We start from the raw sequence: 20,623 nt of genomic DNA on the forward strand, positions 1-20,623 counted from the left end.
TGGGAATTGAGAGTAGAATATATGCGCAAGAAGAGGCTACCTGTGGACTACGAGGTAGCCTCTTTTCAACTAACGGAGAACGTTAGTTCAATGAGGCAGTCTACAACTTTATTATTCAGTTTAGATCTTTGAATTGCTTCATTCTGACGTTGAGTCTAAAACTATTCTTCAAATATCTATTGATTTAGAAGACCGGGACTCCTTGTGCCATAAGGGGTTCCGGTCTAATACTTTATTTTCACTGAACAAATACATAATGTCTATGCTTCCTTATTTAGATAAAAGTAAAACATGACGCCTTCTTCCGTATTGTAAGCGCCGTATGGTACGTCATGCATTTCCAAAATCTTTTTGGAGATCGCAAGACCGAGCCCGATTCCTCCTGTTAAACGGTGACGGGAAGACTCCGCTCGATAGAATCGATCCCATATTTTCTTGAGATGTTCTTCCTGTATATGAGCCCCTTTGTTTTCGATACAAACTTTTACCATGTCCTTCTCTTCCATACTCGAAATGATGATGGTTTCATGTTCAGGCGTATAACGAATGGCGTTTGTCAGGAAGTTGACGAGAACTTGCTCGATGCGTAGTTGGTTGGCCACTACGTTGGCCGGAACAAGATCGGTATGCAATTTCAACTGTTTGCTTTCCATTCCTGACCGCAATTTCTCACAAGTCTGAGTAATTACTGTATCTAGCGGAAACTGCTCCATCTTCATTTTGTACGTCCCGGACTCGTATTTCGCCAATTCCAGCATATCTACAATGAGCATGTCCATCTTTTTCACTTCATTTTCCATCGCTTCGAAATAATAATCCTTCTTATGGCTCGCCACCCCGTCTTTTAGGATCGACAGGCAGCTTTGGATCACGCTTAGCGGTGTCTTTAACTCATGCGATACCCCTGAGATGAATTCCTTTCTCGTATGTTCCAATTGCTTTTCTTTCTCAATATCTTGCTGTAGTTGTTCGATGTAAGAATGCAGCCGGTCAGAGAGCATATTAATATTGTGTGATAAATCCCCGATCTCATCTTTGGATACAATGGGAATTTTCTCCGAGAAATCCAGACTGGCGATCTTTTTTGTCGTATGGTTGATACGCAGTAAAGGTCTCGCGATCTGTTTCGAATAGTAGAAGGAACTTAGCAAGATGAGGAGCAGGACAAATAAAATGAGGTATACATAGTATTCTTTAATCATACTGATCGCTTCATCAACGGGCTGCAAGGATGTCATGGCAAAAATATATTCTGGCTTCCCGTCCTTATTCTGTATGGGATGGACGAACAATTGGTACTTGATATCGTTTTTTTCTACAAGATACGTCCAGGGGGCAGTCAACTTCATCTTTTCTGGACTGAGTAACAGGTTAGCTTGAAATTCTTTGATTCGGTCCATAAACACAAGGTTTGTATAGAGTAGTCGGGGTGTTTCGTTCTTCACAGGAAGATGAGTTTTGGTAATGGTTCCAAAAAGATAGATGGATGGGAAAGCTTTGAGCGATGTTTCCCTGTCTTGAAATTTTGGAATCAGCTCGTGCTCTTTTTTGGCGATTTGATTATTTTCAAATGTTACCTTCCCCCACTCAATTCCCAGCCGATAAGGAACAACCGCCGCTTTATCTTTCGTAATCCCTTGAATGGTAACCATCGCTCCGGTACGAAGAAAGCTTCCCTCGTTGAGTTCCTCTATATTCAGGAAGCCGTATAGTGGAATGATCAGAGTTTGATTGGAAAAGGGACTGACATTATCAGGCGACAGTTTGACTTCTATGGCAACATCCTGGGCGTAGTTGATATTCCCAAGATGATCCAGTGTGGTGACCCATGTATTGTGCTGGCGGTAATATTCTTGCTCCAGCCGCTGGATTGCTTGCACATCTTTATAACTGCTTGCATATGCTTGTTCAAATGTTTTCAAGCTCTCTTGAACATCCGCCACTTTTTTATTGATGTAAAATTGTTTGAAGAAAACAGTCTGTCCCACATAAATGGAAGCAAGAATAGCCAAGCATAAAGTCGTCGTCAAGAGAAACAATTTCAATACTATGCTGCGCTTCATACTAGTTCCTCGAATTTATATCCGGACCGAACGACCGTGGTAATACATGTTGATTTTCCCCCTAGTTTCGAGCGAAGATTACGAATGTGACTATTTACGGTTCGATCATCGCCCGTAAAATCATATCCCCATATTTTGGTGATCAATTGCTCCCTCGTGATGATCATCCCTTTATTCCTCATCAAATAAGCTAACATTTCAAATTCAGTATGCGTTAAATCGGTCTTGCTCCCATCTACCGTAACTGTTCGGGATGGGAAATGGATCGTAATGCCGCTGCTCGACAACTCCTCATCTGCTAGTCCGGGAACATGCCGACTCTCCAACAACCGTTTTGCTCGTGCCAATAATATAGGAGGGCTATATGGCTTGGTCACGTAATCATCTGCCCCCAGTTCAAACCCAAAGATCGTATCATCCTCATCGACGCGAGCTGTCAGCATGATAATCGGAACGTTGGAAGACTTGCGAATGCGTTGGCAAACAGACCATCCGTCCAATTCAGGCAGCATGATGTCTAATAGGATTAAGTGTACTTCACTCGTCTGAAATAAGGATAGTGCTTCATTCCCATCCGAAGCTTCTAACACTTCATAGCCTTCGTTTACGAAATAATCCTTCAAGATTTCTCGCAATATATGCTCATCTTCAACGATCAAGATGGTTTTTGGCAATGGATGATACCTCCCTTGTGATTTTACCCAGCAATACTATCATTTTTAATTAAGGATTAGTAGTATCATCTCGCTGACACCAACCACAAAGTAGCGGAAATTAGACGGGAAACTTATTGATGACCTCGTCATATTCAAATTGTGCATCCGTGATAGTTAAAATTGTTTAAAAATATAAACTTTTTATTGAACTTGTCGGGTAAATGTATGGGGTGTGATCCGCAGGTCCTTCATCCTCTGCTCTTCAACAATAAGGGGTATCGGTAATCCAGGCTTATTTCAGCGGAGACCTAATTGGGACGTAAAAAGAAGCCGAGAGAATATGGGATAACTCCCTCATTCTTCTCGGCTTCTCGGCTTTTCGCCTTACTGCCTATCCCGTTTTCACCACAAACTCAATGCTTCCGAGGCCACCCCATTTGGCGCTTACGACATCCCCTTCCCGTAGCTGGTGGGAACCGGTAATGCCCCCGGACAATATCAAATCTCCCTTGTGAAGCTTGCGCCCTTCGCGAGCAAGCATGTTCGCCAGCATCGCAACCGAGTGGGCTGGATGACCGAGAACTGCCGCACCAGCCCCCAAGTCTTTGAGCTCTCCATTGATCGAAAGAGTGACGCCTACCAAATCGAGTTCAAGTTCATCAGGCTTTCTCCACATCGATCCGATAAACACACGGGAAGACGAAGTATTGTCGGCAATGACATCCGGCAAGGTAAACTGGAACTGCGCATACCTGCTGTCGATAATCTCCAGTGCGGGAACCACATAGTCAGTGGCTGCTAGGACATGAGAGTAAGTGATGCCGGGTCCTTCCAAATCCTCACTCAAAACAAAGGCGATTTCCGCTTCCACCTTGGGGTGAATCAATTCATTGATCGGTAGAATGCCGTCCTCGATATTCATATAGTCAAAAATGTAGCCCCGAATCGGTTCGTGAACATTCATCTGCTTCATTTTTGCCTGACTGGTCAATCCCATTTTAGAGGCAAAGATTCGATGTCCCTGCCGAAGCTTGAGGGAGACCAGCTCATTTTGAATACGATATCCATCTTCCACTGTCAGCTCGGGGTATTCAGCCGTCAATTTCACGACCTCCTCCCTATTCAACTCCGCATCCACCAGCTTCTGAGCCAACCTTTTGTACAATAGTTCCGATTGCACGCTGATCACCCCCTATCTGATTTTGGTAGAGCTGTTCAGTTGGGCGATTTCCGCTGCGACATCCACGATCATGTCTTCTTGTCCACCGACGGCCTTTCGTCTTCCCAGCTCGATCAAAATATCCCGGGAGTCGATGCCGAATTTCTTGGCTGCACGCTCGGCATGAAGCCGGAAGCTGGAATAAACACCCGCGTATCCGAGAATCAGAGCGTCTCTGGTAATTTCCTGTGGGACTTGAAGAATCGGCGACACGATTTCCTCTGCCATGTCCATCATTTTGTACAGATCGACGCCCGTCTGAATGCCCATTCGATCCAGTACAGCAATGAGAACCTCGGTTTGTGTATTGCCCGCACCTGCACCCAAGCACCGAACACTGCCGTCAATCCAGTTGGCACCCTCTTGAATGGCGACGAGCGTATTGGCCATGGCTAAAGACAAATTGTTGTGTGCATGGAAGCCAACGGGAATTTTCAGACATTGCTTCAATGCCCGGACTCGTTCCCCTGCTTGATCAGGTAGCAGAGCGCCAGCAGAATCGACGATGTACACGACATCAGCTCCATAGCTTTGCATGAGTCCAGCTTGCTCCGCCAGTTTTTCTGGAGCAGCCATATGCGACATCATCAAAAAGCCAACTGTCGTCAAGCCAAGTTCTTTAGCCCGATAAATATGCTGGGCTGATACGTCCGCTTCGGTCGCATGTGTGGCAATTCGTGCCATGCCTACCCCTAGCCCTGCTGCCGTCTTCAAATCTTTGATCGTGCCGATTCCCGGCAGCAAGAGCACGCCCACTTTCGCTTGTTTACAAACGGAAACGGCAGCCTCGATCAGCTCCAGTTCAGGGGTCCTGGACAGCCCATACTGCAGGGACGATCCGGCCAATCCATCTCCATGGGAGACTTCAATATACGGTACGTTCGCTTCATCTAATGCACGCGCCACCGCGGATACTTGCTCCACAGTAAACTGGTGATTGATCGCATGGCTCCCATCTCGAAGCGCTACTTCGGTAATCACAATATCACGACTCATATGCGGTTCCTCCTTTCATTCGTGGCTATATACCCGTACCGATGCCGACAGCATGCTTGGCATATTCCTCTGCTACCTTCACCGCTGTCGCCGTCATGATATCCAGATTGCCTGAATAAGTAGGGAGGTAGTCACCCGCGCCTTCCACTTCCAAAAAAACGGTGATTTTGTTTTCATCAAAGATCGGTTCTGAGCGAAGGCGGTAACCAGGAACGTATGATTGAATATAGGCAACGGTCTGGTGGATAGCCTTCACGATCGCCTGTCGGTCCGCCCCTTCCTCCACTACTGCATAGACCGTATCTCTCATCAGGATCGGCGGCTCCGCCGGATTCAGGATGATGATCGCCTTGCCTTTCTTCGCTCCGCCGATCGCTTCGATACCATGTGCGGTCGTCTCTGTAAATTCGTCGATGTTGGAACGTGTGCCAGGACCCGCGCTTTTACTAGAAATAGTAGCCACGATCTCTGCGTAGCTGACCGGACTCGCACTCCCTATCGCATGAACGATCGGAATAGTAGCCTGGCCGCCGCACGTGATCAGGTTGATGTTCTTTTCATTCAAATGCGCACCGAGATTCACAGATGGTACTACATAGGGACCCACAGCAGCAGGCGTCAGATCGATGGCGAACTTTCCTGCCTCCCTGAGCGCCTTGGCATGCCGAATATGTGCTTTGGCTGAAGTAGCATCAAAGACGATATCCGCTAGATCCACACCGCTTTCCAAATACGGTTTCAATCCGCCGTCAAATACGTAGTATCCAGCTGCCTTTGCTCTACGCAGACCGTCTGAATCAGGATCGATTCCAATTATGGACGTCAGTTCAAGAACTGGCGACCTTCCAAGCTTGATCATCAGGTCTGTCCCGATGTTCCCCGAGCCCAGTATTGCTACTTTTACTTTCTTCATGCATGCCCTCCTTTCCTATTTTTTACCTGCCAAACCTGACTCCTACTGAACCAAGTCCAGCAATCCGTGTGTGAAATACATCGCCAGGCTTAGCTTCAACCGCTGCCGATAACGCACCGGACAAGATGATTTCTCCTGCTTTGAGTGTAATCCCTAATTCGTACAGCTTGTTCGCTAACCACGCCACACAGGCTGCGGGATTGCCCAATACGGCGGCACCAACACCTGTATTGACCAGCTCCTGATTTTTATAAAACGCCATTCCTACCAGGGGAAGATCCAGATCTTGCGGTTTCACGGGATGTCCACCCAGCACATAGAAGCCCGAGGATGCATTGTCCGCAACCGTGTCTTCTAGTTTGATTTGCCAGTTGGCTATACGGCTGTCCACGATTTCCAAAGCAGGCACTACATATTCCGTTGCCATCAAGACATCATAGATTGTTACGTGTGGTCCTTTCAGATCGCGTTTCAGCAGGAAGGCAATTTCTGCTTCTACCTTTGGCTGAAGTACATGCTCGAAAGGCAGTTCTCCGTTGTTTTCCACGACCATGTCGTCTAATAGATGTCCATAGTCTGGCTGTTCCACACCAAGCAGTGTCTGCATGGCACGAGAGGTCAGGCCGATTTTCTTTCCTGTAATCCTCGCGCCTTCTTTCACTTTTCGCTCAATCGTCTTCAATTGAACGTGGTATGCCTCTATCTCGCTGATTTGCGGATCCAGTAAAGTGAGTGGCGCTACTCCCACTCCTTCACGACTCGCCGCCGCTAAATGATCGGCGAATCGCGTGATCTTTTCTATGTTCACACGGCTCCCTCCCTCATTTGCTGTCCTTCTCGCTATAATTTCATGGTGACTGTCTTGACCTCGGAGTAGAATTCGAAGCTGTGACGCCCGCCTTCACGGCCAATCCCGCTGTCCTTGGCACCACCAAACGGAGTTCGCAAATCACGCACATACCAGCAATTGATCCATAAAAGACCTGACTTCACTCGATCAGCCACGCGATGCGCGCGACGCAGGTCGTTGGTCCAAACCACTCCTGCCAAGCCGTAAACCGAATCATTAGCGATCCGAATAGCGTCCTCTTCTGTACGGAATGGAATGATCACGATGACTGGACCGAAAATCTCTTCCTGGGCCACCCTCATTTTGTTGTCTACATCATAGAGAACGGTTGGCTCTAGGAAATTGCCGTCACCCAGCCCGCTGATCCGTTTTCCGCCGTAACCGAGCTTGGCTCCTTCTTCCAGTCCGATCTGGATGTAGTGCTCCACCGTCTCTAAGTGACTGCGGGACACCAGCGCTCCCATATCTGTCTCTGATTCCAAAGGATTTCCCACCTTGATCCTTTGAACAGCCGCCACAAATTTGTCCAGAAACTGATCATATACGCTTTCTTGCACCAACAAACGTGATCCTGCCAGACAAATCTCGCCCTGATTGCGGAATATCGCCTCGATCGACCCTTTTACCGCTTCATCAAGATCGGCATCTTCAAACACGATATTGGCTGATTTGCCTCCCAATTCGAGCGATACCGGAATCAGTTGCGAAGCGGCATTCTGCATGACGGTCTTTCCGGTGTTAGATTCTCCCACAAAAGATATCCGGCGCACATGGGGATGCGTCGTCATCGCCGTCCCGACAGTCACGCCCGGACCAGTGATAATGTTGAGCACGCCAGGAGGCAGACCTGCTTCATTGGCAATCTCACCGAGCATCACCGCAGAGAGAGGCGTGTACGAGGCAGGCTTTACAACGACGGTATTTCCCGCCGCTAAAGCCGCCGATGCTTTCCAGGTCATCTGCATGAAGGGCAAATTCCATGGAATGATCAGACTTGTCACACCTGCCGGAGCATATTTGGCGTAGGACATAAAATGGCGCATTTCATAATGCTCATGGACCATGTATTTGGCCATTTCGGCAAAGAATCGCAAATTGGCCGCCGCCCTCGGAATATCGAAGCCCCGGCTTTCTTTGATCGGCTTGCCGACATCGAGCGTCTCCACCAAAGCGAGTTCGTCCACACGCTCCATCACCAGGTCAGCCATTTTGCAGAGAATCTTGGCGCGATCATCTACGGACATCTCGCTCCAAACACCAGACTCAAACGTACGCTGCGCCACGTCGATCGCCCTTTTTACATCCAGCTCACTTGCATTGGCCACAGAGGCCAGCTTGAGATTTGTCGCTGGGTTGATCGTATCGAAGGTTTCACCGGAAACAGCGTCCACGTAATCTCCGTCTATGAATAGCTTGGCGTCTTTTCGTACCTGGTTTTCCTTGGCAGTCTGACTCATGGGAATCCTCCTAATTCTCGATTTCCAAGATCATCTCTACTTCTACGGCGTTATTTAGTGGGAGCTGGGCCATCCCTACAGCGGACCGCCCATGCCTGCCTTTTTCGCCGAATAGCTCCACCAACAAATCGGATGCCCCATTCATGACTTTAGGCTGATCTATGAAAGCTGGATCGCTGTTAACGAATCCGAGTATTTTGACCACTCGTTTGACTCTCCCCAGTTCCCCTAGCTCATGTTTGACAACAGCCAGCAGATTGAGCATACACTGCCTGGCAGCCAGGTAACCTTCCTCTATCGTGACATCCTGTCCCAGCTTCCCTCGATATTCGTTTGTCCCTTGGCCTGCCAGAAAGAGGAGATTGCCCACTTGGACACAACCGACATAATTCCCGGCCGGCTGTCTTGGTTCGGGCAGGTCTAGGCCCATAGCCTGTAGACGTTGTTCCGGCGTTTCAGTCTGATGCTTCACTGTCCGTTCATCTCCTTTAGGTTCAGGAAGCGAAGCGCGTTTTCACCCAGCAACGCCCGCTTCTGTTCGTCAGTCAGCTCCAATGTATGATCGATGACTTCCCCGGGAGGTGTTTCACGAAGCAGGAAGGGATAATCCGATCCCATCATGATCCTATCTTCGCCAAAGCGCTTCATCATGTATGGGATGTTCAGTGGATCGTACGTCAAGGAATCAAAGTAGAATTGTTTCGCGTACACACTAGGCGGTTGATCGGTCAGACGCAGATGCGGCCATACCTTCCAGCCTTGGTCCAGCCTGGGTAGAATATAAGGAAAAGAGCCGCCGCCATGGGCAAAGCAGATTTTCAGGCGCGGAAACTTCTCGATCACGCCTCCCAAGATAAGACTTGCTGCGGCAAGCGCTGTCTCGCTTGGCATCCCGACGGTGTACATCAGGTTGTGCCGAGGCATCCGTTCTCTGCCCAGCGTCTCCCATGGATGTACGAAGAGTGGCACATCCCATGTCTGACACATTTCAAAAAAAGGAAGCAGTCCCGGGTCGTCCAGATTGTTGCCATTTACGTTGGTACCGATTTCGATCCCTTTCAGGCAGAGCTCGTGCATGCAGCGATCCATTTCCCGAATGGCTGCCTCGGTGTCTTGCAAGGGAACTGTACCCAATCCGATGAAATGATTCGGATGTTGGTTGACCGTCTCTGCGATAAAATCGTTTTGAATCCGCGCCATCACTTCCGCTTCGGCTGCCGGGGCCCAGTAGGAAAACGTGACTGGAATGGGTGACAACACCTGTATATCCACGCCTTCTTGCTGCATGTCATGAATCCGTTTTTGGGGATCCCACACCTGATCCGTCACTTCGCGAAATACTTTTCCCCCGACCATAATATTTGCCCCGCATGTGCAAGTGCGGTGCAGAACTGGCCAACGCTCTCCATGAAAGCGCTCAGCCAGGTTGGGGAGATCCTCTGGAATAATGTGGGTATGGAAGTCTACTCGCATTTCCACTCACTCGCTTCCGGAGACATGACGTGCGCGCATTTTTGGCATGTCCGCAGCTCCAGATTGCTGTTGAATCCTTCGATCGCCTCTTTTACCTGCACCTCTATGTTGGTCAATTGAATCCGTACACGATGCATTTCGTGGTCGCAGTTTTCGCAGAACCAAGCAAAGTCCTCCAGTTCTCCCTCATCTCTGTTGCGCTCAATCACGAGTCCGATCGTATCCGCGATCCGGTGTGGGGAATGCGGGACATTCGCAGGAAGAAGGAACATTTCGCCTTCTCTGACCGTAATGATCTCTCGCTTCCCAGCCTGATTCATGATCTCTACGAAGCAATCACCCTTGAGCTGGTAAAAGACTTCCTCGGATGGATCAATGTGAAAATCGCGCCGCTTATTCGGCCCTCCCACTACCATGACCATTAGTTCTGCATCTTTCCAAATCACCTTGTTATTCACCGGTGGCTTGAGCTGATCGATGTGATCCTCGATAAACTTCCACAAATGGATAGGTGCCAATCTACTCATACTCTATTCCCTCCTTGTTTTTTTAACTCCTAGCGATTATGTGAGATCGTTTCTCCTGCTTGTTTAAAGAACTTGCTCCGTCTGCGATGCCGATTTGGCAGCAAAAACGCTGAGCGCGTCATCCACCATCGTACATGCATGAAACTTCTTGTAATTGTTATAAAAAATCGCCAGTTTGCGCACTGGATCTCCGGTATAGTACCGCTCGTATTGCAGCAAACGCTGTCCGAAAGCTTCCCCGCACAGGTCCCAAGCGAGCTTAAACAAGCGAACCCGATCTGTACCGGAGACACCCTTCCGTCCTGCATAAAACTTTTCCATATCCTCCATCAACTCGGGATGCTCCATATCACTGTCAGTCGGGGACATGAGCAATCCCCCTGCTCCAATAATTTGCATGACTTCGATCGCCCGCGGGTACAGCTTCGGAAGCAGTCCGCGAATGGTTTCGAGCTGTACGTAACCCGGCATGAGCTCGCCCGACGGCAAGGTCTCATATTCTAGCTCAGCTGTCCGCAGGAGCGCTCTGACCGATTCCAGCGATTGCGCTAGCTCCCCGAGATTGTTTTGGACATTCGGATAGATGTCTACCCCGATGGAGTCTGCCAGCCGCATGGCAACTTCGGTGGCAAATTGGAGCTTCAACAGTCCTCTCACCCCTGTCTGGTGCGCCGGTTGCTGTCCGATGCCTGTCTTTGGATAAAGCAGGTTGGCCGCTTCTACGTTGTTATACAGGAACAAGCGCTCCCAAGGTATGAGTACGTCATTAAAGACTAGAACAGCATCCATTTCTTCGAAGCGCGATGCCAAAGGATGGTCATAAACGGAACGAGTTCCATCCTGCATGGGCTCTCTACAAATGATGCGTAGGCCCGGCGTGTTAATCGGAATGGCAAATGCCAAGGCGTAACGCTCATCTCCTGGCTTGAACCCCGGGAACGAATAAATGAAGACTTCATCCGTGATCGGCGCCAGCGTTGCCAGCATTTTCGCTCCTTTGACTATCAGCCCTTCTGGCGTCTCCTCTACTGCCCCCAAATGGGTGTACACATCGTTTTGTTCATGGGAGGACTTGCTGCGGTCATTTTGCGGATTGATAATCGCATGTGTTAAAAACAGGTCTTGGTCACGAACATACTTGTAATAATTTTTCACGTTTTCCGCCCACTGCGGATTGTAACTTTCCAAGAAAGACGCATTGCTGTATAGCGACGTCAAGACAACATTGAGAAAATCCGGCGTTCTTCCCATCAAGCCAAAAGTGGCTTCCGCATAAGCTTCGTACAAGGCTCGTTTCGCCTGCAATTCCTCAGGGGTCTTTGCAACGAGAAAGGCGTTGTTCACACGCTCACCGGTCTCCTGACAAATATGGGTAATCTTCTCCTGATACTTCTCGTCATGCTGCATGTCATACAGTTTGGCTATTTCATGAATCGGCTGTCGAAAAACAGCTTCCTCACATACGTTTGTCACCTTTCTGCCTTGCAGCCAAATCTCCGGTTGTCGTGATCTTAAGCCCCGAATGTATTGGTCACCAGTACGGATTCCCACCACAATTCCTCCCTGTTGTTTTTTGTTGATTGAGTCGTTTTTGTTCTTAAACCGCATTATAGTGTCTGTCTTTTCTGAAAAATGTAACCCACTTAACATCACGGCTGAAAAATAATTCATGGGCAACTGAGGATATGTAAACGAATTAACATCAATTCTGTTTTTCTTTCGAATGCACGTCATTTTCACGTTGAAACATTGGTAAGGAGCTTTTTATTTTCATATAATCAAGAGTAGTGAGTTCAGAAAATTAAGACTTAATCTTGGGTGGGTGATTGGAAGAGGCAAGATAATGGATGAGGAAAGGAGCAGTGAGGATGGTATCCCCTTTTGAAACTGATTTGAAATGGGAAACCCTTTTAGAATATGGCACTCGTCAATTTGTGAAAGGAAAAACAGCTATTTATAAGCAAGAGACGATGGGAGAAGGTTTTTATTATCTTCATAAGGGATTAGTCAAGATTGTGACCTCTACCATCAAGGGGAAAGATCGCCTGGTGAACATCGTAGTCCCTGGTCAAATCATGGGTCTTCAGACGATGGATCAACAACCGCATTTCACCACGGCTATTGCTGTAAAGAATGCAGTCGTCTACCATTTCTCCTGTTTGCAATTCCTCGAAATGCTGAAGGTACGCCCTGAACTCTTGTCTCTTTTAACCCAAACAATCAATCAAAAAATGCGGATTCTTCTAACCGCCATCAACATGAAGGCACTGACTTCAGAAGAGCAAATCGCTCGTCTCCTGCTCAACATATGCGAAGACTATAAAAATCACGAGGTTCCCCTCACTCAACAAGAGCTTGCTGAATGTGCTGGCCTCACCCGTATCACTGTCTACAAGATCCTGAAGACATGGAAGGAACATGGCATCATTGAAATCAAAAACCGATCCTTTATCGTCAAACGCCCAGATATGCTGAAGCCTCCACAACTCACGGCACATACTGCTTGCACAGTGTAAGCATATCGAATTGGCAAGAGTCACTACCTTCCCTTCCATGGAGAAGCGCCGTAACATCCATTAAATGTGAGAGGTGGTCACAATGGCCTGTCTCCGCTATCAGTGGACCCCGTACCTCATATATGGCAAGAAGATCGAAATGGGAAAACACACAACTATCTACCATCAAGGCGATGTAGGAACTGGATTTTATTATCTAGACAAAGGGAGCGTAAAGATCACTCTCTTATCTGAGAACGGGCATGAGCGGTCTATCGATTACATTCCCACAGGTGGGTTGTTCGGGGAGCACGGCGCCTACAACGGCTCATACCTGACATCAGCCTTAACTACTTCTCCTTCCATCATTTACTTTTTCTCCGACGAGGTCTTATCACGCGTTTGCCAAGACCACCCACAGTCGGCAGTGATCTTCACCAATTCACAAATCTATAAGCTCCGTCTCCTGGCTGAAATCATCGCGTTCACTGACAGTCCAATTGAGCTACAGATGGCTAATTATCTGCTCAAACTGATAGCTGTGCACGGAAATAATCATATCCCTATCGATCAGACGTCATTTGCACGCTATATTGATACGTCTCGCATTACGGTGAACAAGACTTTGCAGAAATGGCGACAGCAAGGCTTGATTGAGCTATCTGTGCGTAGTGCCATTCGAGTCGTGGATATAGAAGGATTGCGTGGGATAGTGAGCTGTTGAAGACACAAATCAAATGTAAATGGGGCGAAACCTAATCAGGCTCGCCCTCTACATTGAAAATAACCTTTGAAAATCTTGATACAGCCCTGTTCGGTTCTGCTCAGAGCAGATGCATCTTGGCTTCTGCCTCGTCCCACGGCACGGAGTAGCCTGCCCCCTTGGCGCAAAAGATCGAGGAGGATGTATAAAGCGGATCTGCATCCTTTTCATAGCTTTTCTTTTCAATCACTTCCTCCGCGTTATGGCAGCGATCGTATCCACCAAATATACAGCGGATGCTGCCTCGTCCATGCGTGAAGGAAGCGAATTCAGTGCTGTAATTCATGAATGTTGCTACGGGCACCTTTCCCGTAATGACCGCATGCGTATCCGACATCTGCGGTGGCTCGAATGAACCTGAGGCGCGCTGAATATCCGAAAGTACCCTCCCCATCTCGTTCATTCCCACCTTTATTTTGAAGTCATAATATGGTTCTAACAGCATATTCTCCGCTTTCTCCAGTCCCTGCCGCAACGCGCGGAAGGTGGCCTCACGAAAGTCGCCCCCATGCGTATGTTCGTTATGAGCACGGCCTTTAAGGAGCGTAATTTTCAAGTCGGTGACCGGCATACCTGTCAATAGCCCGTGATGCTCCCGTTCGTAGAGATGAGAGTCAACCAGATTCTGGTAGTTAAAACTCAGTTCATCAGGATGACATACGCTAGTGAAGTGGATACCGCTGCCTCGCTCTCCCGGTTCAAGTAGGAGGTGTACTTCCGCGTAATGCCTGAGTGGCTCGAAGTGTCCATACCCCATCACAGCAGATTGTATCGTTTCTTTATACAAGATTTCTGGTTGGCCGAAAGAGACAACGAAACCGAAGCGTTCCTTCACAACCTGCTCCAGCACTTCTAATTGGATCAGACCCATGACACGAATGTGAATCTCTTGCAAACTTTCTTCCCAAACCACATTCAGAGATGGGTCCTCCGCATTCAGAATGCGAAACGCACCGAGCACTTGCTGCACGTGAAGCGAACCGTCAAACTGTACTTTCGACTGTAGTGTCGGCTCAGTCTCATAAGCAAACTTGTCTGAGTAGAGCCCCACCCCTTGTCCAGCTTCGGCCTCGGACAAGCCGACGACTGCGAACAAATCTCCGGCAGCTACGTGTTCAACCGCGTGTGATTTCCTACCATTAAACAATAAGATTTGTGTAATTTTCTCTTCGTATCGAAGTCCACCGCTCTCATAGCTGAGTAGCTCTCGTACCTTCAGCTTGCCGCTCAGCGCTTTGACGAACGTTAGTCTCAATCCGTTTGCTGCGTGTCGAATTTTATAAATGCGCCCTCCGAACGGAGCCGTCTCGTCATAAGACGCAGTCGTCAACAAGGACAGTTGATTCAGGAACTCTACAACGCCATCATCCTGCAATGCCGAGCCGTTGGCGCAGGGGAAAAGACACCCTTCTCGTATCATCTCCTGCAAGGCACCCAGCCAAAAAGCTTGATCGTCCCTTTCCTCTATGAACGCTTCTAGCAATGACTCGTTCCGCTCCGTCATCATCTCGCGTAGCCTCTCACCGACGATGCCGTTGGCGAAGTTGTCCTTGACGGAACAGACATCCCTTGTCAACTGACTGCGTATCTCCTCTTCCGTCCTGCTGGCATCCGCGCCGATCCGATCTGTTTTATTGATGAAGAAAAATGTCGGTATCCGATGTTTGCGCAACAACTGCCAGACTGTCTCGGTATGACCCTGAACACCTTCTACCGCACTGACAATCACGATCGCGTAATCCATTACCCCGATCGCCCGCTCCATCTCGGAAGAAAAATCGACGTGTCCAGGCGTGTCGATCAAATAATAAACGTCGCCCTTATGGTGCATCACCGCCTGATCGGCGAACACGGTAATACCTCTTTTCCTCTCGATATCATGGCTGTCCAAAAAGGCATCTTGATGATCCACTCGGCCCCGCGACCGGATGCTGTTCGTATGGTATAGCAACTGTTCGGCGAAAGTAGTCTTGCCCGCATCCACATGGGCAAACAAGCCGATCGTTAGACGCTTCATGTTATCCCTCTTCCATAGCTACTCGACTGCAATTTCTTTTCTCATTAAAACATAAGAATCGAGAATAAGGATAGGCTTGCCAAGTTGAACCATGCGTGCGTTCACCTCTGTTGGATTGAATGTCAAGTTAACGCTCAAACAATCGGATTTCTCGTAATTTTTCAACTGTAGCTTGTCGTTCATTGGGGAGTAGAAGGTGTCTCCTTTCCCTGCCACTTCCATACTACAATTCCATTTGGGATGCGGTTGTATTCAGAAAAAAAACGGCCCTTCTTCAGGGCCGCGAAATGGTTTGCTCTTATTTTTCTAATTCTCCATCGCTATTTGTCACCGCAAAGTTGTAATTGATGGAGCGCGTAAATGGTTCACCGTTTTCATTGATGCCCGTTACGTCAAAGGAGAGATTATAAACGCCTGGCTTGGTCGGCACGGAAAAATTGCCCATAAGCTCATCTTCTTTTACGGCAAACTCCACTTCATCAAGAACGTTTGCTTTTTCGCCGTTCAGCGAACGCGTCAGGTTTGCTTTTTCCAGTAACGATTGATCAATTTCGTTTTTCCCCAGGTCGACAGAAATCTTCGCTTTGTCGCCTTTCTTGAATACCTTTTTGCTCGCCTTTACTTTCGCTTGTTCTCCGCCTTCCACAGAACCAACCATGAAAAAGGCGTCGTCAGAGCCCTCCACTTCAAGTGTCCATTCGCCTGCTTCAGGCTCCTCTACTTCAATGAAGTGATGAACAGCACCTTTGAATATCTCGGGTTCCTCTTCCGAATCGCTATTTTTACTGCGATCCGCTTCATACTCTTTACCAGACGGACTGATCAAGGTCACAACGGTGTCTTCTGACGAGGTCATCGTATCCAGATTGAACTGAGCGATTCCGCTCTCCAGGAAAAATGTTTCCGAGGCGTTGTCTTCCACTTCGCCACCACGGAGAATGACGGAGCTCTCTTCCAAAGTGGATGTTTTTGATTTGTCTTTGCTTACTTTATTTGCACGTTCGCGAGTGGATGCCTTTTGCAATTTCGGTTCGACCAGATTCCATGTATTCGAGGCTTTCACTATTTGACCGTGGGAAATGTCTTTGGTAAAGCTCTTAATCCCATAAGACAAACCGAAGGCAGATTCTACGGAAACAGCGCCATCATCTTCACCTGGAATAGCCGCATGACCAAACCAGGTAGGACTAAACATGCCATCGTCCCCCGTTCCGGCGGCCATGTATGTCTTTGTTGAACGAGTTTCGGCACGGTTGTCAGTCTGGGAACGGTAGTTGGCCATGTATGACGTTTGGAGGGAATACACCGCATCGTCTTTTTTACCAAGAATGTCAGCAAGCCATCCTGCCCAATTGCTGTAAGCCAAGTCAGCCAATTCTGAACCTTTGTTTGGCGTAGCAATCTGGTGAACGACGTTGACATACTGATGTGCGCCGTAGTGGACGAGTGCCGTCTGAGTATCAATGCCACCTTTGGAATGTGCAACGATATTGATTTTGGAGACACCGTAATAATCCGCAACCTTTTTAATGACTTCCGCGAGCTTGGCTCCGTTTGTCCACATGTTGCCGCCAGTACCATCCGCGTCCTTCAGTTGCACAAAAGCAGTACGATACCCGGCATTATAGGCTGCATCATAAAATCCGTCTGTTGTATACCAGGTTTTGTAGGTGGAGTGCAGACCTTGGACAAACAGGATCACAGGCTTGGAGTCGGATACATTGGGAGGAACTGCACCTGTGTACCAGTCACCAAAATGACCATTTGGATTGTCATCATGCAAAGCCGGAGGTGGAGCAGCTGCGCTTGCAGCTTGCGGGTAGACCAGCGCCGTTGATAATGTAACGGCCGCCAACAAACGAGATAGTGCTTTCTGATTCATCAAAAGAACACCAACCTTCACCTTAGAATTTATTGTTGCCATACACAATCATTAGAATTGTGCACGGATTGCAACTGTTTGTTTCGCATTCAATGTGTCTTGAATGATCGCAAGGATCGGATTCATTTGGTGATGAATAAAGAAATGCCCACCAGGCATCGGGTAAAATTTGCATTCTCGCCCGCCATAGTCTCGCCATGCCACAATATCCTGGAGTTCAATCGAATCTTCTTTCCCGAACAAAACTGACATATTGACAGGAATTTGCTGAGGAAGATCGGTATTCATTTCGTAAGTTTGCACGGCTTGGAAGTCAGCGCGAATCGTGGGCAAAAATAGTTCAAGCAACTCGTGATTGTCCAAAATTTCATCGGGTGTGCCCCCAAGTGTACGTAATGATTCGATGAACTCGTTATGTGGCAGGTCGTAAGTTTTCACCAGTTTACGATACGCATGTGGTACGCGGGAAGCAGACAAGAACAAGTGTTGGGGCAGTGGCCCCCCATTCTGCAACAGCTTTCGCGTCAGTTCAAACGCGATTAATCCGCCCATGCTGTGGCCAAAAAAGGCAAATGGCTCTTCCCCCAGCTCTGGCGTGATCCTTTGGTATACATCCTCCAAGACCTCATATATCGAGGTGGAAAGAACTATGCTATCTCCCAGAAATGAAGGCCGCACCTCGAATGGATCAATTTCCAAAAATGCTGGCGACAATACTCGCCTCCAACCGTAATAGATGCTGGGTAGTCCACCTGCATACGGAAAGCAGAACAGTTTCATCTCTTTCCCCGCCCTTTCCTCATGTAATGACATCTAGATCCTTCTGTAAAAAAGGGCCTGATGCAAATCTTGTAAATCCTTCATGACTACATGATCAGCAAACTCATTGGTAGTCCCGCATACTGACAATTTGTATTCTGGGTCGATCTCATACTGTTGAAATGACCATGCAACGGGCGAATCATTTTGCGTTAACGTAATCGATTGGTCTAGATGTTTTCGAATGGCGAACGATTGCAATGGGATGGACAGCCCCATGCCTCTGGCTTTTATATAACTCTCCTTCAAAGTCCAAAGGTCGTAGAAATACGAAAGCTGGTCATTCGGATCTTTCGCCAGGAGATCCTCTACTTCGGCTGGTGCAAAATAATGAGTGGCAACATCCAACTCAATCGGACATATTTGCTCCACATCTATCCCCACCTGCGAGTCATGCGTGACGCAGACCACCCAATCTCCGGAATGCGAGACATTAAAGCAGAAGTTGGGAAATGGTTTGAAAAATGGTTTTCCGTATGCATTGTAGTCATACTCGATGTTGTCATTGGGAATCTCGTAGGCTTCACAAATGAGAGAGCGTACAAGCACATCTGCGAGCAACGCCCGATAGGAATCAGCCGGATTTCTGAAACGGTTGACCCGTTCTCGTTTCGGTTCGGGTAGTGCTTGCAAAAATCGGCTGAACAACGCTTTATCCATGACAGCAGGACTTTTCAAAGCATAAATGGCAATCACGTAGGACTCACTCTTCTTTCCGAGAATTCAAGACTATGGATTTGTTCTGCGCGATCCTTTCGCTGCTGCACTTCATACAATTTTGCGTACGTTCCGTTGTACCTCATTAACTCAACATGACGACCTTGCTCGATGACCTTTCCTTGATCCATCACGTAAATCACATCTGCATCCTCTACCGTTGACAGGCGATGAGCGATGACGAGTACCGTTTTATCTTTCATGAGTACGGTTAATGCTTGCTGCACCCAATATTCCGATTCTGCATCCAATGCGGAGGTTGCTTCATCCAGTAGAAGAATCGGCGCATTTTTCAGAATGGCTCTGGCAATCGCTATTCGCTGACGCTGTCCGCCAGATAGTTTCGCACCGCGTTCTCCTGTTTTGGTCTGGTAGCCATCTGATAGCTCCATTATAAAATCATGCGCATAAGCTGCTTTGCTTGCCTTGATGACTTCCGCTTCCGAAGCATCCAGGCATCCGTAACGGATATTGTCTTCAATGGTTCCTTCGAACAAAAAGGCATCTTGAGGGACGTAGGAGATCATGCTTCTTATTTCTGCTAGAGAATAAGCTCCCATGGGCTTGCCCAGCAAATAAAGAGTGCCGCTTGCAGGTGGGTAATACCCTAACAGGAGTTTCATGACGGTGCTTTTTCCACTCCCACTCGTTCCTACTAGACCAGCCATTTGGCCTTGCTCGACTCGCAACGAAACACCATCCAGCACGCTTGTAGCTTCGTTGTATCCGAAAACGACCTGCTCCAATTTCAGCATGCTTTCGCATTGCTGTTCGTTGTCGGACTCCTGCTGATACTCTTCTGGTTCGATCGGTTCATTCAGAAATTCGACGACGCGAGATGCGCCTGCTAGCGAGGTCTGTAACGCTGTGATAACTTGGCCAAGCTGGAGAAATGCCAATGTAACAAGCATTTGTTGTTGAACCAGGGCGACCAGCACGCCCAACCCGATCATTTGCTTGGAAACCATCATGATTCCAAAAACAAGCATTCCTCCGAAGCTTAAGAATTGGATGAAAAAATTGGTCCCTTCCAATAATCCGTGTTTATGCCCTTGTTTGATGGCAGACCTTGTTACTTCTTCGTTTGCTTCCGTGTAACGTGCGGTCACAACGTTATGTAAATGAAACATTTTGATGATGGGCAACCCCGACAAAAAATCGTTTAATCTTTCTGTCCCCATCCCCATCTGCTGCTGCATTCGGTCGCCAATGCGCCGTACCGACTTAGCAAACAGTGTATTTACATAAAGAGTCAATGTACTTACGAGCAACAGGACGACGGCAATTTTCCAATCCATTGCAAACATCCCAATGATCGACCCGATCAGCGACAGCAGGATAATGCTTAATGTTTTCAATTGCTCTGCGTACGCGTTTTCCATAAGGACAACATCGTTACCCAGTCTCGACATCGTATCTCCCGAATGATGCTGCTCATAATAATCGAAAGGCAGCTTGCTCAATCGTTGATAGACCTGAAGCCGAATGTTGGCAATGAGCTCGCGAACGCATCGTCGATAGATGTAGCTGAAAAATGGCGATAGGATACTCAGCAAGAGAAACATCACAGACATGGTGATAATCGCTCTGGTTAATAAAGCAGGGTCTTTTGTGTTCGCCAAATCCGTCAGATCCTTGAACACGAACGGCAAGGATACCAATACAGCGGCTTGACCGATTCCGTCACCCACGAGTCCCAAAATATACGCTCGCTTTTTGGATTTCATAAACGACAGCAATTGAAGTAGTTCCCGCATCACGTTCTGGATGAACATG

18 protein-coding genes are annotated in these 20,623 nt (G+C 48.0%); 2 read left to right on the plus strand and 16 right to left on the minus strand.

The window, feature by feature from the left end:
* Positions 1 to 260: 260 nt before the first annotated feature.
* The 11 genes from C7R93_RS01910 to C7R93_RS01960 all read right to left on the minus strand — a co-directional run bounded on the left by C7R93_RS01910 (position 261) and on the right by C7R93_RS01960 (position 11,705).
* Complete coding sequence (locus C7R93_RS01910; RefSeq protein ID WP_106837217.1) at positions 261 to 2,063, minus strand: HAMP domain-containing sensor histidine kinase; 1,803 nt, start codon at positions 2,061 to 2,063, stop codon at positions 261 to 263.
* Positions 2,060 to 2,737 carry a response regulator transcription factor gene (locus C7R93_RS01915; protein WP_106837218.1) on the minus strand — a complete coding sequence of 226 codons (678 nt, stop codon included), beginning with the start codon at positions 2,735 to 2,737 and terminating at the stop codon, positions 2,060 to 2,062. The genes C7R93_RS01910 and C7R93_RS01915 overlap by 4 nt, the downstream gene beginning before the upstream one ends.
* Positions 2,738 to 3,110: 373 nt before the next feature.
* On the minus strand, positions 3,111 to 3,899 hold the full coding sequence (locus C7R93_RS01920; protein ID WP_106837219.1) for a 2-keto-4-pentenoate hydratase: 789 nt from the start codon (positions 3,897 to 3,899) through the stop codon (positions 3,111 to 3,113).
* Between the two features lie 12 nt (positions 3,900 to 3,911).
* Positions 3,912 to 4,934 (minus strand): 4-hydroxy-2-oxovalerate aldolase, encoded by a 1,023-nt coding sequence (dmpG, locus tag C7R93_RS01925; protein WP_106837220.1) that lies wholly within the window; start codon positions 4,932 to 4,934, stop codon positions 3,912 to 3,914.
* Between the two features lie 25 nt (positions 4,935 to 4,959).
* Complete coding sequence (locus C7R93_RS01930; RefSeq protein ID WP_106837221.1) at positions 4,960 to 5,847, minus strand: acetaldehyde dehydrogenase (acetylating); 888 nt, start codon at positions 5,845 to 5,847, stop codon at positions 4,960 to 4,962.
* 22 nt (positions 5,848 to 5,869) lie between these two features.
* On the minus strand, positions 5,870 to 6,655 hold the full coding sequence (locus C7R93_RS01935) for a 2-keto-4-pentenoate hydratase (protein WP_106837222.1): 786 nt from the start codon (positions 6,653 to 6,655) through the stop codon (positions 5,870 to 5,872).
* Between the two features lie 32 nt (positions 6,656 to 6,687).
* Positions 6,688 to 8,154 carry an aldehyde dehydrogenase gene (locus C7R93_RS01940; protein WP_106837223.1) on the minus strand — a complete coding sequence of 489 codons (1,467 nt, stop codon included), beginning with the start codon at positions 8,152 to 8,154 and terminating at the stop codon, positions 6,688 to 6,690.
* A gap of 10 nt (positions 8,155 to 8,164) precedes the next feature.
* Positions 8,165 to 8,626, minus strand: a complete 462-nt coding sequence (locus C7R93_RS01945) for a RidA family protein (RefSeq protein WP_106837224.1) — start codon at positions 8,624 to 8,626, stop codon at positions 8,165 to 8,167.
* A complete protein-coding gene (locus C7R93_RS01950; RefSeq protein ID WP_106837747.1) occupies positions 8,623 to 9,627 on the minus strand; it encodes an amidohydrolase family protein in 1,005 nt (334 codons plus the stop codon). Before C7R93_RS01950 ends, C7R93_RS01945 begins: the two co-directional genes overlap by 4 nt.
* Positions 9,618 to 10,154, minus strand: a complete 537-nt coding sequence (locus C7R93_RS01955; RefSeq protein ID WP_106837225.1) for a 3-hydroxyanthranilate 3,4-dioxygenase — start codon at positions 10,152 to 10,154, stop codon at positions 9,618 to 9,620. The genes C7R93_RS01950 and C7R93_RS01955 overlap by 10 nt, the downstream gene beginning before the upstream one ends.
* Before the next feature lie 63 nt (positions 10,155 to 10,217).
* Positions 10,218 to 11,705: a 4-hydroxyphenylacetate 3-hydroxylase family protein gene (locus C7R93_RS01960; protein ID WP_106837226.1), complete on the minus strand. Its 1,488-nt coding sequence runs from the start codon at positions 11,703 to 11,705 to the stop codon at positions 10,218 to 10,220.
* Between the two features lie 317 nt (positions 11,706 to 12,022).
* Between C7R93_RS01960 and C7R93_RS01965 the strand changes: the two genes are divergently transcribed.
* Positions 12,023 to 12,670: a Crp/Fnr family transcriptional regulator gene (locus C7R93_RS01965; protein ID WP_106837227.1), complete on the plus strand. Its 648-nt coding sequence runs from the start codon at positions 12,023 to 12,025 to the stop codon at positions 12,668 to 12,670.
* Positions 12,671 to 12,752: 82 nt separating this feature from the next.
* Complete coding sequence (locus C7R93_RS01970; RefSeq protein WP_106837228.1) at positions 12,753 to 13,373, plus strand: Crp/Fnr family transcriptional regulator; 621 nt, start codon at positions 12,753 to 12,755, stop codon at positions 13,371 to 13,373.
* Between the two features lie 100 nt (positions 13,374 to 13,473).
* On the opposite strand, the gene C7R93_RS01975 is transcribed toward C7R93_RS01970, so the two are convergent.
* From C7R93_RS01975 to C7R93_RS02000, 5 genes are all read right to left on the minus strand, one after another.
* On the minus strand, positions 13,474 to 15,429 hold the full coding sequence (locus C7R93_RS01975) for a GTP-binding protein (RefSeq protein ID WP_106837229.1): 1,956 nt from the start codon (positions 15,427 to 15,429) through the stop codon (positions 13,474 to 13,476).
* A 298-nt stretch (positions 15,430 to 15,727) separates the two neighbouring features.
* Positions 15,728 to 17,311, minus strand: coding sequence for an alpha/beta hydrolase (locus C7R93_RS01985; RefSeq protein ID WP_106837231.1), 1,584 nt, complete (start codon positions 17,309 to 17,311; stop codon positions 15,728 to 15,730).
* Between the two features lie 51 nt (positions 17,312 to 17,362).
* Positions 17,363 to 18,124: a thioesterase II family protein gene (locus C7R93_RS01990; protein WP_244191423.1), complete on the minus strand. Its 762-nt coding sequence runs from the start codon at positions 18,122 to 18,124 to the stop codon at positions 17,363 to 17,365.
* Positions 18,125 to 18,826, minus strand: coding sequence for a 4'-phosphopantetheinyl transferase family protein (locus C7R93_RS01995; RefSeq protein ID WP_106837232.1), 702 nt, complete (start codon positions 18,824 to 18,826; stop codon positions 18,125 to 18,127).
* Positions 18,823 to 20,622 carry an ABC transporter ATP-binding protein gene (locus tag C7R93_RS02000; RefSeq protein WP_106837233.1) on the minus strand — a complete coding sequence of 600 codons (1,800 nt, stop codon included), beginning with the start codon at positions 20,620 to 20,622 and terminating at the stop codon, positions 18,823 to 18,825. Before C7R93_RS02000 ends, C7R93_RS01995 begins: the two co-directional genes overlap by 4 nt.
* Position 20,623: the final 1 nt, after the last annotated feature.

It is taken from the genome of Brevibacillus fortis (assembly GCF_003013395.1).
Classification (GTDB): domain Bacteria; phylum Bacillota; class Bacilli; order Brevibacillales; family Brevibacillaceae; genus Brevibacillus; species Brevibacillus fortis.